A 12,404-nucleotide genomic window follows, 5' to 3' on the forward strand; every position below is an offset into this window, starting at 1 on the left:
CCGGGGGCCGATGACGTTCAACTTGTGACGCTCAACGCCCTTGGTTTCGGCGGCAGTTGACATGGGCCCCCGGCCCGGCCGTGCCTCCGTCCCCAGCCCGGTGGGACGGAGGCACCGCTGTCACCGCTGGGTGGCCGGTACGCGGGGCAGGGCCGGGCCGCTTCCCGGTGCGGCGGCGGGGCCGGTGCCGTCCGGGGGCGGCGGGGACGCCGGGGGCGGTGGCCGGCGGGTGGTGGCCTCGTCCGTCAGCATCAGGGCCATCAGCAGCCCCGCGGAGCGCTCGCTGAGCGCGCGCGCGGCGGGCAGCAGGCGGTGCCGCTGCCCGGTGGGCAGGGACAGCGCCACGGAGAGGGCCTGACCCGGGATGCCCAGCGGGAACGCCGCGCAGACCTCGCGGTCGGAATACTCCAGCAGGTCGAACTGGGCGGCGTACGGCCCGTGTCCGTCCAGGGCGTCGAAGAGCGCGCGGGGGTTGGTGATGGTGCGGTCGGTGAGCTTGATGGGGCGGTAGCGGGCGAGGTGGTTCATCCGGCCGTCGAAGTCGAGCTGGGCCAGCAGGCTCTTGCCGACGGCGCTGGCGTGGGCGGCGTCGCGGAAGGCCACCCACTCCCGCACCGGCGGCGCCTGGGGGCCGTGGGCGGTGTGCAGGACGGTGACGTCGCCATCGGTGTAGTCGCTGACGTAGACCGCGGCGCCGAGGTGGTCGCGCAGGCCGGTGAGGGTCTGCTGGAGCAGTTGGGTCCGCTGCTCGGGGCGGCGGGTCAGCTCCATCAGCGGGCCCGGGAAGTGGGCGCCGGCGACCGTGGAGACCAGCTGCTGGCCCCGCAGCCAGTGGAGCAGCCACGCCACCGGCCCCGGCGCCAGTCCGCTCCGGCGGGCCAGGGAGCGGGTGGTGATGCCGTTCGCGCCGTCGACGAGGTAGAGGATGTCCAGCGCGCGGGCGGCGGCCTGCCACTGCTGCGGGGTGTCCGCGTGGGCGAGCGTCCTGCGGGCCGTATCGGTGAGCACCGCCGGGCGCAGCGCGTTGGCCGACCACCACGGCTCGGGCCCGGCGTCGTCCGCCGCGGGGGGGAGGACGGGCCCGGGCTGGCCGGCGGGCAGTGGCAGCAGCAGCCCGTCACCGGGGTGTGCCCCGGGGCCGCCGCCCCCGGGCCGGGCGTCCGGGAGCCAGAAGGCCGCCGGGTGCCCCGCGTCCGCCGGGTGGCCGGGCTCCGGGCGCGCCGCCTCCGGGTGCGCGGCCTCCGGCCAGATGGTCTCCGGGCGTACCGGCCCCGGGACCCGGCCCAGCCGGGGGGCCGGTACCGGAACGAGCCCGCCGGCCCCGGGCGGTGCCTGACCGCCGGTGGCCGCGGTGCCGGGCGTCGTCCGGCCGTCCCCGCCGTCGCCGCTGCGCCCGCCGTCCTCGCCCTCCCCGGCGGCGTCCCGGGGGAGCGCCGGTTCGGACACCGGGGGCGCGGCCATGCCCCGGCGGACCTCGTCGATGAACTGCGGGTCCTCGATCACGGCCGAGCCGGCACCGGACGCGTCCCCGGCCGCCAGCAGCGCCCGGGCGTCGCCGTGGCCGTGCCGGGCGGCCTCCGCCACCAGGAACCGCAGCTCGCCGCGCTCCCAGCCGGTGCGCGCGGCGAGCGCGGCCATCCGGAACAGCGCGCCGGGATGCCCCGCCTCGGCCGCCGCGCCCAGCCAGTCCGCCGCGGCGGCCAGCTCATCGCGGGCCAGCGCCTTGGACCCCAGGCGGTACCAGGAGTTGGCGTTCTGCCGGTCCTCGGGCGGCAGCGCGTGGGCGGCGGTCAGCGGGCCGAAGTCGCCGCACGGCCGGTCCCAGAAGTCAGGCGGGCCGCCGAGGCGGCCCAGCAGCGCCGCGAGCCCGGCCGGGACCACCGGCTCCGGGCGCTCCGCCCCGCCGCGGTGGCCGTCGTACCTGCTCACATCCCTCACCTGTCCCTCACCCCGTGCTGCTTCCGCTTGCGGTGCCCGTCCCGAATATGCCCCGAGAGATTGCTTCTCAGCTGTGCGACGGCCTTGTTCCGCAGATTGTGCAGACGGCGCGCGGGGATGCCGAGCACGGCCGCGATCTCGTCGTCGTCCAGGCCCTGACTCTGGAGCTCCACCACCTGCCGCCGCAGGCTCGCCGGCAACTCCCTGATCGCCGGCCGCACCAACTCCTCCAGCACCCGATCCTCCCCCGCCGGCTCCCACCGCTCCGGCACCGCCTCATCCCTGACCAGCGACGCCAGCCGAATCCCCCGCTGCTCCGACCGGAAGCGGTCGATCGCCAGATTGCGGGCCGCCCGCCGCAGATACGCCAGGACGTTCGTCCCCGGCGCCAGCCCGCCCTCGGCGGCCTTCTTCCCCACCCGGAGGAACGCCTCCTGCGCGATGTCCTGGCACGCGGCCAGCGACAGGTCGGGGAACGCCCCCCGCAGCGCGAGCGGCTGACTGCCCATGAACTCCTCGTAGCAGTCCAGCAGTCGCTGCGCCACCTCCCCGCCCAGGACCGCCGCCTCCCCGGGCCGGCCGTCCCCTACCACGGTCCCCGCTCCTCACCCGCCATGCCGCCCCCCGGGGCGGCGGTTACGGTCACCACGACGCGCACCGGCACCCCCGCCGGCGCCCCGGCGTCCACCCGCACCGCCGGAGCCGCGGCGTCCACCCGCACCCCCACCGGAGGGCCGGCCACGCACCGGCAGGCGCCCCCGCGCCCCCGCGGACCGTCCGCCGTGCCGGACCGCGGGGGCGGCCCGTCGGCGGGGATACGGCCCCGGCAGAGGCGCAGCAGGACGCCCAGCGCGTGCAGCGCGCTCACGGCGCCCGGGAGATAACCGGTCCATTCCGGGGGCTGGATCATGTAGTGGCGCTCCCTCTGTCGGGCAGGGACGCGGGATACGTCCTCGCTCCCTTGACGCGTCCCGCCACCCGCTTCTCCCCCCGCGCCCCCGCCATTCAGCCGAACGGGTGACATCCCCCGAGGTCGGCGGGGCACCGCCCCCTCGCCGCCGCGCCGGGCCGGGCCGCGCCGGGCCGCACCGGACCGCAACGCCCCGGCCCCCGGGCGGCGTTATTCGCTTGCCCGCCCCACCCCCGTTCAGCATCATCCGCAAGATGACCGACATACCCGAGCGGTGGAGCGGGGCGAGCGTCTACCCCGACATGTGGGCGGACCCCGACCACGACCCCCGCAACAGCGACGGCCCCAGCCCCGACGGCGAACTGGCCACCCTCCAGGACTACTTGACCAACTACCGCCTCACCCTGCGGATGAAGTGCGAGGGGCTGACCGCCGAGCAGCTGGCGCGCCGGTCCGTACCGCCCTCGACCCTGTCCCTGCTGGGACTGGTCCGCCACCTCGCCGAGGTGGAGCGGGACTGGCGCAACTGGATCGCCTCCGGCGACCCGGAACCCTCCCTCTACGGCCCCGACGACGGCGACTTCGAGGGCGCCGCCGCCGACGAGGAGCTGGTCCGGGCCGCCTTCGCCGACCTCGCCCGCGAACAGGCCGCCACCGACGCCGCGTTGGCCGCGTTCCCGGACCTGGGCGCGCGGGTGTGCCGGGACGGCGGATCGGTCCGCGAGCTGCTGGTCCACCGCGTCGAGGAGTACGCCCGCCACTGCGGCCACGCCGATCTGCTGCGCGAACGCATCGACGGGCGGGTGGGGCAATAACCGCGGCCGTGTTGCCGTAACCGCAACAGAAGTTGCCGCTCCCGCACGCCGTACCGCAGCCTGAATCCGCCCAGGGCGTTGGAGAACCCCCTCGAACCGAGAGACAGGAGCGTCCCCATGACCACGCGGGAAACCACCGGCAACGCACCGGACACCGGCGGCAACCCGCCGCTGAACAACCGCGTCCACCACGTCCGCTCCGGCGAGCTGGACGGCTACGCGGCGATCAGCGGCGGTACGGTCGGCTCGAAGAGACTCTGGATGGGGATGGTGGAGAATCCGCCGCTCAGCGCGACGGACAACCACCACCACGGCGATTCGGAGGCGGGCATCTACGTGGTCAGCGGCCACCCCGTCTTCGTCTACCACGACGGCACACAGGAGGTGCGGCTCGCCGCCGGGCCGGGCGACTTCTTCCTCGTCCCCCCGTTCGTCCCGCACCGCGAGGAGAACCCCGACCCGGAGGAGCCCGCGGTCGTGGTGATCGCCCGGACCACCCAGGAGCCGATCAAGGTCTCCGTACCCGAGCTGTACCAACTCCGGGCGGCGGACGCGGAGTAGCACCGGCGCACCAGGGGCGGCGGGCCCCCGGTGCGCCCGCCGCCCGGCCCCGGGTCAGCCCCGGTGGCGCTCCGACCCGGCGGCCATGTCCAGCAGCATCTCGGCGGCCACCGCCGCCCCGTCCGTGCGGATCCGGCCCGCCACGGCCCGCGCCCGGTCCCGGGTACCGGGCGCCAGGGCCGTGGCGAGCGCGGCCGCCAGGGAGGCGGTGGTCGGCGCCGGGCCGTCGTGCGCCGCGCCGATGCCCAGCGCGGCGACCCGGGCCGCCCAGCGCGGCTGGTCCACGATCTGCGGTACCACCACCTGCGGCGCACCGGCCAGGGCGGCCGTCGTCGTGGTGCCCGCCCCGCCGTGGTGCACGACGGCCGCCACCCGGCCGAACAGCGCCCGGTGGTTGACTTCCCCGATGACGAAGCAGTCGTCCCGGTCGTCGGTCGGGGCCAGCCCGGCCCAGCCGCGCGAGAGCAGGACGCGGCGGCCCCGCGCCCGGACCGCCTCGATCGCCACCCGGGCCAGATCGGGCGCGAGATGCGCGGCCATGCTGCCGAAGCCCACGTACACCGGCGGCGCCCCGGCGTCCAGGAACGCCGTCAGCTCCTCCGGGAGCGGCCGTTCGTCGGGGAGCAGCCACGCGCCGGTCTGCACGGGATCGAGCTCCGTGATGTCCTGCCACGGGCCCAGCAGCGGGTCGGCCGCCAGCCACGGCCGGCCGGTGACGACGTGCGCGCGGACGTCGTCCACCGGCGGCAGGCCGATCGCCGCGCGGTGGCGGTTGAGGGCGTCGCCGTACAGCGCGTTCACCCGCTGGGCGTCCTGCTCCCACAGCACCTTCCAGTCGGTCTCGTCCTCAGGGGACGGCGTGCCCGGCCGCAGCCCCGGGCGGTAGTGCCGGGACGGCAGCCCGAACGGATGGCAGCACGCGAACACATACGGGATGCCCCGCTTCTCGGCCACCGAACGGGCCCCGGCCGGCATCAGCCCGGTCGCCAGCACCGCGTCGCACCCCTCGGCCGCCGCGCCGAGGGTCTCGAACCGCGCGGCGACCAGCTCGGGCGCGAGCCGGAACGCCTCCCGCGCGGACGGCGGCCGCTGCCCGGTCACCACCGAAGCCACCGACGGGCCGAGCGGCACCATCTCCACGCCCGCCCGGGACAGCAGCCCCGCGAACTCCTCGTCCGGCGGTACGCACACCCGCGCCCGCGCGCCCCGTTCGCGCAACCGCACCGCCAGCGCGACCAGCGGTTCCACGTCCCCGCGCGAGCCCCACGACGTCAGCACCACACGCATCACGCAATCCCCCACATTCCCCGGTTTCCGGTTCGAGCCGCCCATCTTGAGCCATCCCCGGGCCCTTGCCGCAAGCCCCCCTTCCCGCTATATGTTGAAAGTGGCAAGGAGGGTCACCTCACCTCCTTGCCTTTGCTGTCGCTGCCCTGCGCTCCGGCCGGCCTCGCTCCGGCCGCCCCGCCGACCGCGGGGCCCGGGGCGGGCGGCTCCCAGTCGAGGACCGGGGCGAGGGAATCCAGCAGCCGCGCGGCCGGCATCAGGCGCAGCACGCGGTCCCGCACCGCCCGCCCCGGCTCCCGCCCGCACTGCGCGACGGCTCCGACGCGGCGCGAACGCCGGGCGATCAGCCGCGTGCGGGGGCGGCGCACGCGGTCGTACGCGGCCAGCGCCTCCGGGACCGCCGGGTGCGCGTCCAGCAGCGCGGCCAGGGTGACGGCGTCCTCCAGCGCCTGGTTGGCGCCCTGGCCGAGATTCGGGGTCATGGCGTGCGCGGCGTCGCCGAGCAGCGCGACGTGGCCGGTCGCGTACGACGGGAGCGGCGGCAGCTCGTAGATGTCGTGGCGCAGCACCGCCTCCTCGGCGGCGGCCGCCAGCAGCGCCGGGATCGGATCGTGCCAGTGCCCGAACCGCCGCCGCAGCTCGGCCAGTTCGCCGTCCGGGCCGCGCTGCCCGGCCGGTGCGTTCGCCACCCCGAAGAGGTACGTCCGGCCGTCCGGGAGCGGGGCGATCCCGACGCGTTCGCCGCGGCCCCAGGTCTCGCCCCCGGCCGCGAGCGGCCCGCAGTCGGCCACCAGCCGCCACGCGGTGTACCCGGCATAGCGGGGCTCAGGTGCGTCCGGCCACAGCGCCCGGCGCACGCCGCTGCGGATGCCGTCCGCGCCCACCAGCAGGTCGGCGCGGGTCGTGCCGGTGCCGTGCGCCACGCGCACCCCCGTCCCGTCCGCCTCCACGGCCGTCACCGCGCTGCCGGTGCGCAGCGCGTCCGCGGGCAGGGCGCGGCGCAGGACGTCCAGCAGGTCCGCCCGGTGGATCATCGCCACGGGGCCGTACCGGCGCGCCAGTTCGGCCGTGTCGGTGCGCGCCAGCCAGCGCCCTGACGGGTCGCGGAAGCCGGCCTGCGCCTCGGTCAGCACGTGCGCGCGCACCGCGGAGCCCACGCCGAGCGCCTCCAGGGCGCGCAGGCCGTTGGGCCACAGCGACAGCCCGGCCCCGACCTCCCCGAACCGCGCGGCCCGCTCCCGCACCCGCACCCGCCAGCCGCGCCGGGTCAGGGCCAGGGCGGCCGCGAGCCCGCCGATCCCGCCACCGGCCACGACCGCCGTGCGCCCGGCCGGGCCCGTGTCATCCCGCTCCGTGTCCTGACGCCCCGTCAGGTCCGAGCCCGGCAGGCCCGGAACGTCCATCTCGCCCCTCATCAGCACGTACCCCTCCGGAGAACGACCCTCTACACCTGTAGGGGGTCTGCGACGGAGCGGTACTCTACACTTGTAGAGCAAGATGGGTGAAGCAGCGGAAAGGGCGGGCAGCGGGACATGGCGGAGAGCAGCACCCGGCGGCAGCAGGTGGCGGACGCCGCGATCACCACGCTGGCGGGGGAGGGGATGCGCGGGCTGACGCACCGCGCGGTCGACCGGGCCGCCGGCCTGCCGCAGGGCTCCTGCTCGTACTACTTCCGGACCCGTCAGGCCCTGCTCCAGGCGGCGGTCGAGCGCCTCGTCGAGGTGGACGCCGCCGACCTGGCGGCGCACCCCGCGCTCCTGGGGCGGAGCCCGGACCCGGCCGAACTGGCCGAAGCCGCCGCCGACATCGTGCGGCACTGGACGACCCGCGCCGGCGACCGGATGGCGGCCCGCTACGAACTCATGCTGGAAGCCCGCCGCCGCCCCGGGCTCCAGGCCGCCCTGGACACCGCCCGCGACCATTACCACCGCCTGGCGGAGACCGCCCTCGCCGCCGCCGGGGCCACCGATCCGGCGCGCCAGGCCCAGGTGTTCATCGCCTGCCTGGACGGCCTGGTCTTCCGCCACCTGACCGGCGCCGACCCCCTCTCCGGACCGCCCGCAGAGCTCAACGACGCGCTGCACGCCGTGCTGCGCGGATTCGCCGGACGGCCCACCGACTGAGCGGCGCGGTCCGGAGCGGGGCCTCCGGCCGGACGGTCAGCGCAGCCGGAGCGACGCGGCGGTGGCCGGTGCCGCGCCCGGTGCCGTCCCCGGGACCGGCAGCGGATTGGCGGCGCAGGTGGTGTCGGCGGGCGGGACGGTCCCGTTGAGGAGGTAGCCCTCGATGTACGCGTCCACGCAGGCGTTGTGGTTCTGGAACGTGCCGTGGTCGCCGCCGCCGGTGACCGTGATCAGGCGGGAGCCGGCCAGCGCCCGGTGGTCGCGCACCGCGCCCTCGTAGTACGTCGCGGGGTCGTGGGTGGAGTTCAGCATCAGCACGGGCGGCAGGCCGCGGCCGGTGACCTCGATGCGCGGGGCGTTAGAGCGCGGCCAGGCGGCGCAGACCGCGGAGTAGGACAGCGAACGGGCGCCCACCAGCGGGGTCTCGCGCGTGGCGCGGGCGCTCTGGGCGATCCAGTAGTCGGTGCTGCGGTTCCAGGGCGTGTCGTTGCAGACGACGGAGAAGAAGTCGGCCACGAAGCTCGCGTCCATCGGGTGCGCCATGGCCTTGGCGAGGGTCTGCTTGGCGGCGGCGGGCGCGGTCGCAGGGTCCTCCAGCACCGTCAGGGCGGTGGCGAGGTTCGGGAAGCCCGGGTCGGCCTGGTAGATGGCGTTGCTGGCGAGGGTGTCCAACTGGTCGGGGGTGATGGTCGTCCCGTCGAGGACCAGGGGAGTGTCGTGCAGCCTGGCGCGCAGGCGCTCGTACGACGCCCTGGCCTCGGCGGGCGTGCGGCCCTGGTGGTAGACGCCGTCGTACTTCGCCAGCCAGGGGAGGAAGTCCTGCTCGAAACGGCGCTGGAAGCTGAACGGCTGCCCCTCCATGAACGTCTGCCAGGTGCCGGTGTAGTCGACGTTGCTGTCGAGGACCATCCGGGCCACGCGCCGGGGGAATTCGGTGGCGTAGGCGGCGCCGAGGTACGTGGCGTAGGACGGGCCGTAGTAGGCGATCGTGTCGGCCCCGAGGAGGGACCGGTACAGGTCCATGTCGTGGACGGCCTGGTCGGTGGTGAGGTAGGGCAGCAGGTCCCCGGAGTCGCGCTGGCAGTCGCGGACGAAGGCGCGGGCCCGCGCGAAGGTGGTGCGGATCGCTTCGGGGGAGCGGTCGCGTTTGTCGCCGGTGAAGTAGGCGTCGACGGCCGGCTGGTCGGCGCAGACGACCTTGGTGCTGCTGCCGACGCCGCGCTGGTCGAAGCTGACGATGTCGTACGCGGCGGCGAGCGCGGGCGCGTACGCTGCCAGGCCCGCGGGCCGCTTCAGGCCCGAGCCGCCGGGGCCGCCCGCGGCCATCATCAGCACCCCGCGCCGCTTGGCGGGATCGGTCGCGCGGTGCCGGGAGACCTGCACGGTCAGGTCGTTGCCCCGGCCCGGGTGGTGCCAGTCCCGGGGGACGGCCATCGCCGCGCACTCCAGCGCGCCGGAGGCACAGGGCTGCCAGTCGAGGCGCTGGGTGAGGTAGCGGGCCGGGGTGGTGCGGTCGGTCCCCGGGTGGCCGGTGTCCGCGGCGGTGGCCGTGCCCGTCCCGGTGAACGGGAGCGCCGCGGCGGCGAGGAGTACGGAAGCGGCGGCGGCCGCCCAGCGGGTGGATTTCCGGGACGCGGGTGCCGGGGCGGGCTCCGAAGCGTGTTCCGGCACGCGGTGCGTCATGTGCATTGGGGTCCCCCTTGAGAATCAATCCGTCGGCTTGATCCTTCGTCAGGGCGGGCCCGTCCTCAAGGGCGCCTTCTTCCGTTTCCGGGGTGGTGCCAGTGCCACCCCGGAAACGGCGGAGGCGGGCCACGGCGCTGTCGTACGCCGTGGCCCGCCCGGAACGCCCGCTGTCAGTTCTTGAAGGCGTCCTTGAGCTTTTCCTTGGCGGAGCGGAGGGCGCCCTTGGATTCCCGGGCGGCGCCGTCCGCGGCCGCGCTCTCGTTGCCGACCGTCCGGCCGGCTTCCTTCTTGGCCTTTCCGGTGAGCTGTTCGGTCATGGCCTTGCGCTTTTCTTCCGCGGTCATGTTCCTTTCCTTTCTTTTCGACGGGGACGGGCGTTGTCACGAGGACAGACGCTGTCACGATGACGGGGGCGCCGGGGACGGTCCCGGGGCCTCCTCGGTTTCCGGGAGGGTGGCCGCCGCGAGGGCGAACAGGGCCTCTTCCGGGGTGTCGTGGAGCGGGGCGGTGACGCTGATGCCCGTCAGATCGAGCAGCCGGCGCACCACCGGCGACACGGCGGCCAACCGCACGCTGCCGCCCAGCTTCCGGGTGTCGTTGTGCGCCCGGATGATGATGTTCAGCCCCGAGGAATCCATGAACGGGACGTCCCGCAGGTCGAGCACGAGGTGGCGCCGGCCGTGGGTGAGCTGGTTGGCGAGCTGGTGGTGCAGGGCGATGGCGGTTTCGGCGTCGAGTTCACCGCAGACGGCCACCACGGCGGTCCGCTCGTCGATGACGGTGACCTCAACGGTCAGCAGTTCGGGGTTCAGCATGGGCAGGGCTCCCTCGCCGTGGTTCGTCTGTGCGCCGCGTTCGTCCGTGCCCCCTGCTCTTCCGCCGCGTGCTCCAGGAATGCGGCCGCCACCGGCTCCGCACACACGCCGGCCGCCGATATCCGTGAGGAATTCAGCCATGGTCCTCTCCGTTCGCTTCTCCGGTTCGCTTTTCCCGTTCGCGTTTCCGTACCGATTCCGGTCGGTGCGGGAGTGCTCCCGCTCAGCCGCGCCGGGTGCTCCCCGGGCGGAATCGGTCGGGCGCCGGTGCGTTCCGGACGGCGGTCGTCGCGGCAATCGGTGACGGTGCATCGCCTGCCCGGGTGATCCGGTGGTACTCCTCGGAAGTTCCGGAGAGCGGGCGCGGGCGGGCGTCGTGCGTGCCTTCCCCGGGCCGCCGGGGAAATTCCCCGCGTGCCCGGCGGATCACGGGGCACATGGACGAATGACCCCGGCCGGGCCCCCCGTCCCGGCCGGGGCCCTCACCGCACCGGCCCGGCGCACGAGCCGATCCGGGCGGTGCGCGGACGGAGCGCGCGCCCGGTCCGGCCGGAAGCCGTGAGGGTGCCGATACGGGCAACCACTGGTGTGGAGGTATATGACTATGGGTCCCCTGCTGCTCGTCCTGCTGCTGGCCCTGATCCTGTTCGGCGCCGGATTCGCCGTGAAGGTCCTGTGGTGGGTCGCCCTGGCCGTGCTGGTGCTGTGGCTGCTCGGATTCGTCTTCCGCGCGGCCGACGGCGCCGGCCGCCGCCGCTGGTACCGATGGTGACCTGGGCCGCTCGGGGCCGTGGGCCGTCACCCCGCCGCGGGTGGCGGCCCACGTCCGGCCCGTGGCCTGCCGCCGCGGCCGCCTGCCGTACGGGTGCAGGATCGCGGCGCGCAGATCAGGGACGGGGAGGCGGGGAACTCCTCGATCGGGGTTCCGGTGCCGAGGGGTGCCGGGCGGGGCACCGGGACACGGCGGAACGGAGCGTGCATGAGCCACGGCGGGAGCACGGCGCGGCCGGAGCCGGCTGCCCGGCAGGGACGGAGCCGGCGGGTACGGCATTGGTTCCAGCGGGCCAGGGGCGCCGGGCACGAGCGGCACACCCTGCTCGTCCTCGGCAAGAGCACCCTGGCCGCGACGCTCGCGTGGTTCCTGTCCCACGACGTCTTCGCGGCCCACTCACCCGCCTTCGCCCCCTTCTCCGCCGTCCTCACCATGCAGGTGACCGTCTACCGCTCCCTGCTGGACTCCCTGCGCTACGTGGCGGCGGTGGCGGCCGGGGTCGCCGTACAGGCCGCGCTCGGCTTCCTGGTCGGCCCCGACCTGCTCACCTTCGCGCTGGTGGCGCTCGTCGCGCTGATCATCGGCCGCTGGCCGGCCCTGGTCCCGCAGGGCCCGCAGGTCGCCACCGCGGCGTTCTTCGCCTTCTCCGCGTACGTCTCCGCCACCTCGACCGTGGGCAAGGCCACCCAGCTGGGGCAGATCATCCTGCTCGTCCTCATCGGGTGCGGCGTCGGCGTGCTCATCAACGTACTGGTGGTGCCGCCGCTGCACTACCGCCGCGCCGAGCACGGGATCCGCACCCTCGCCCACGGGCTGTGCGATCTGCTCGGCGACCTCCATCCGGCGCTGCGCGAAGGGGAGTTGGACGCGGAGCGGACCCGGCACTGGCGGGCCCGCGCGGAACGCGGCGAGGCGCTGATCTCCCAGGCCCGGTCCGGCCTGTCCACAGCGCGCGAGAGCCTGTACTACAACCCGCGGCGGCTGTTCCGCCGGCACCGGGTGCGCGGCGGCACCGGTTTCGAGGGCTACCGCGCGGTGCTGGAGGCGCTGGAGCGGGCCCTGTACCAAGTGACCTCGCTCATCCGGAGCCTGGACCGGTGGGAGACCGACCGGGAGAACGCGCTGCCGCGGGCCTTCCTCCGCTCCTACGCGGACTTCCTGGCGTGCGCCGCCCGCATCACCGAGGTCCTGTCCGTCCTCGACGAGGACCGGCTCCACCAACAGGCCGCAGATATAGGTGAGTTGACGGACCAGGCGTGGGCCTGCTGCCGCCGGGTGACCGCGGAGGCCGAGTCGTCCGGGCTGCCGCTGGCCGACCCGGCCCGCCCGTACGGCGTGCTGGTCGTCGAGTCCGCCCGGCTGATGGAGGAGCTCCAGCACACCGGTGACGTGCTGCGCCGCTACGTCGAGCCGGGCGGTCAACCGGGGCGCGGCAAAAGGGGGCGCGGCACAGCGGAACGCGGCGGTGACGGGCCCCGGCGGTAACGGGCCCGGCGG

Annotated in this window: 13 protein-coding genes; 5 read left to right on the plus strand and 8 right to left on the minus strand. The window is 75.3% G+C overall.

The window, feature by feature from the left end:
* Positions 1 to 120: 120 nt before the first annotated feature.
* The 3 genes from ADL22_RS21800 to ADL22_RS21810 are packed head-to-tail and all read right to left on the minus strand — an operon-like array spanning position 121 to position 2,848.
* Positions 121 to 1,929, minus strand: a complete 1,809-nt coding sequence (locus ADL22_RS21800) for an IclR family transcriptional regulator domain-containing protein (protein ID WP_066982288.1) — start codon at positions 1,927 to 1,929, stop codon at positions 121 to 123.
* 5 nt (positions 1,930 to 1,934) lie between these two features.
* Positions 1,935 to 2,531 (minus strand): RNA polymerase sigma factor, encoded by a 597-nt coding sequence (locus ADL22_RS21805; protein ID WP_079064324.1) that lies wholly within the window; start codon positions 2,529 to 2,531, stop codon positions 1,935 to 1,937.
* The gene (locus ADL22_RS21810) at positions 2,525 to 2,848 is read right to left on the minus strand and encodes a hypothetical protein (RefSeq protein WP_066982291.1); all 324 of its coding nucleotides are present in this window, start codon (positions 2,846 to 2,848) and stop codon (positions 2,525 to 2,527) included. Before ADL22_RS21810 ends, ADL22_RS21805 begins: the two co-directional genes overlap by 7 nt.
* A gap of 254 nt (positions 2,849 to 3,102) precedes the next feature.
* Between ADL22_RS21810 and ADL22_RS21815 the strand changes: the two genes are divergently transcribed.
* Both ADL22_RS21815 and ADL22_RS21820 read left to right on the plus strand, forming a co-directional pair.
* Positions 3,103 to 3,663, plus strand: a complete 561-nt coding sequence (locus ADL22_RS21815) for a DinB family protein (RefSeq protein ID WP_066982409.1) — start codon at positions 3,103 to 3,105, stop codon at positions 3,661 to 3,663.
* 117 nt (positions 3,664 to 3,780) lie between these two features.
* Positions 3,781 to 4,224, plus strand: a complete 444-nt coding sequence (locus ADL22_RS21820; protein WP_066982294.1) for a cupin domain-containing protein — start codon at positions 3,781 to 3,783, stop codon at positions 4,222 to 4,224.
* Positions 4,225 to 4,278: 54 nt separating this feature from the next.
* On the opposite strand, the gene ADL22_RS21825 is transcribed toward ADL22_RS21820, so the two are convergent.
* Positions 4,279 to 5,511, minus strand: a complete 1,233-nt coding sequence (locus ADL22_RS21825; protein ID WP_066982297.1) for a glycosyltransferase — start codon at positions 5,509 to 5,511, stop codon at positions 4,279 to 4,281.
* 113 nt (positions 5,512 to 5,624) lie between these two features.
* Entirely contained in the window at positions 5,625 to 6,914 is a 1,290-nt protein-coding gene (locus ADL22_RS21830) for an FAD-dependent monooxygenase (RefSeq protein WP_079064325.1), read from the minus strand.
* Between the two features lie 129 nt (positions 6,915 to 7,043).
* On the opposite strand from ADL22_RS21830, the gene ADL22_RS21835 reads away from it, so the two are divergent.
* Positions 7,044 to 7,634 carry a TetR/AcrR family transcriptional regulator gene (locus ADL22_RS21835; protein ID WP_066982300.1) on the plus strand — a complete coding sequence of 197 codons (591 nt, stop codon included), beginning with the start codon at positions 7,044 to 7,046 and terminating at the stop codon, positions 7,632 to 7,634.
* Between the two features lie 36 nt (positions 7,635 to 7,670).
* Here ADL22_RS21835 and ADL22_RS21840 read toward each other — a convergent pair whose 3' ends face one another.
* The 3 genes from ADL22_RS21840 to ADL22_RS21845 form a co-directional block, all read right to left on the minus strand.
* Positions 7,671 to 9,305: an alpha/beta hydrolase gene (locus ADL22_RS21840; protein ID WP_234430797.1), complete on the minus strand. Its 1,635-nt coding sequence runs from the start codon at positions 9,303 to 9,305 to the stop codon at positions 7,671 to 7,673.
* A gap of 185 nt (positions 9,306 to 9,490) precedes the next feature.
* Complete coding sequence (locus ADL22_RS34115; RefSeq protein ID WP_079064326.1) at positions 9,491 to 9,664, minus strand: CsbD family protein; 174 nt, start codon at positions 9,662 to 9,664, stop codon at positions 9,491 to 9,493.
* A 54-nt stretch (positions 9,665 to 9,718) separates the two neighbouring features.
* Complete coding sequence (locus ADL22_RS21845) at positions 9,719 to 10,135, minus strand: STAS domain-containing protein (protein WP_066982303.1); 417 nt, start codon at positions 10,133 to 10,135, stop codon at positions 9,719 to 9,721.
* Between the two features lie 604 nt (positions 10,136 to 10,739).
* Here ADL22_RS21845 and ADL22_RS21850 point away from each other — a divergent pair.
* On the plus strand, positions 10,740 to 10,907 hold the full coding sequence (locus ADL22_RS21850) for a hydrophobic protein (RefSeq protein ID WP_066982306.1): 168 nt from the start codon (positions 10,740 to 10,742) through the stop codon (positions 10,905 to 10,907).
* Between the two features lie 207 nt (positions 10,908 to 11,114).
* A complete protein-coding gene (locus tag ADL22_RS21855) occupies positions 11,115 to 12,392 on the plus strand; it encodes an FUSC family protein (RefSeq protein WP_066982308.1) in 1,278 nt (425 codons plus the stop codon).
* Positions 12,393 to 12,404: the final 12 nt, after the last annotated feature.

Origin of the sequence: Streptomyces sp. NRRL F-4489, from assembly GCF_001509485.1 — a bacterium.
Taxonomy (GTDB): domain Bacteria; phylum Actinomycetota; class Actinomycetes; order Streptomycetales; family Streptomycetaceae; genus Streptomyces.

Coding starts and splice junctions, on each gene's coding strand:
- ADL22_RS21855 (WP_066982308.1), top strand. CDS start 11,115: ATGAGCCACGGCGGGAGCACGGCGCGGCCGGAGCCGGCTGCCCGGCAG.
- ADL22_RS21830 (WP_079064325.1), bottom strand. CDS start 6,914: ATGGACGTTCCGGGCCTGCCGGGCTCGGACCTGACGGGGCGTCAGGAC.
- ADL22_RS21815 (WP_066982409.1), top strand. CDS start 3,103: ATGACCGACATACCCGAGCGGTGGAGCGGGGCGAGCGTCTACCCCGAC.
- ADL22_RS21835 (WP_066982300.1), top strand. CDS start 7,044: ATGGCGGAGAGCAGCACCCGGCGGCAGCAGGTGGCGGACGCCGCGATC.
- ADL22_RS21810 (WP_066982291.1), bottom strand. CDS start 2,848: ATGATCCAGCCCCCGGAATGGACCGGTTATCTCCCGGGCGCCGTGAGC.
- ADL22_RS21845 (WP_066982303.1), bottom strand. CDS start 10,135: ATGCTGAACCCCGAACTGCTGACCGTTGAGGTCACCGTCATCGACGAG.
- ADL22_RS21850 (WP_066982306.1), top strand. CDS start 10,740: ATGGGTCCCCTGCTGCTCGTCCTGCTGCTGGCCCTGATCCTGTTCGGC.
- ADL22_RS34115 (WP_079064326.1), bottom strand. CDS start 9,664: ATGACCGCGGAAGAAAAGCGCAAGGCCATGACCGAACAGCTCACCGGA.
- ADL22_RS21825 (WP_066982297.1), bottom strand. CDS start 5,511: ATGCGTGTGGTGCTGACGTCGTGGGGCTCGCGCGGGGACGTGGAACCG.
- ADL22_RS21820 (WP_066982294.1), top strand. CDS start 3,781: ATGACCACGCGGGAAACCACCGGCAACGCACCGGACACCGGCGGCAAC.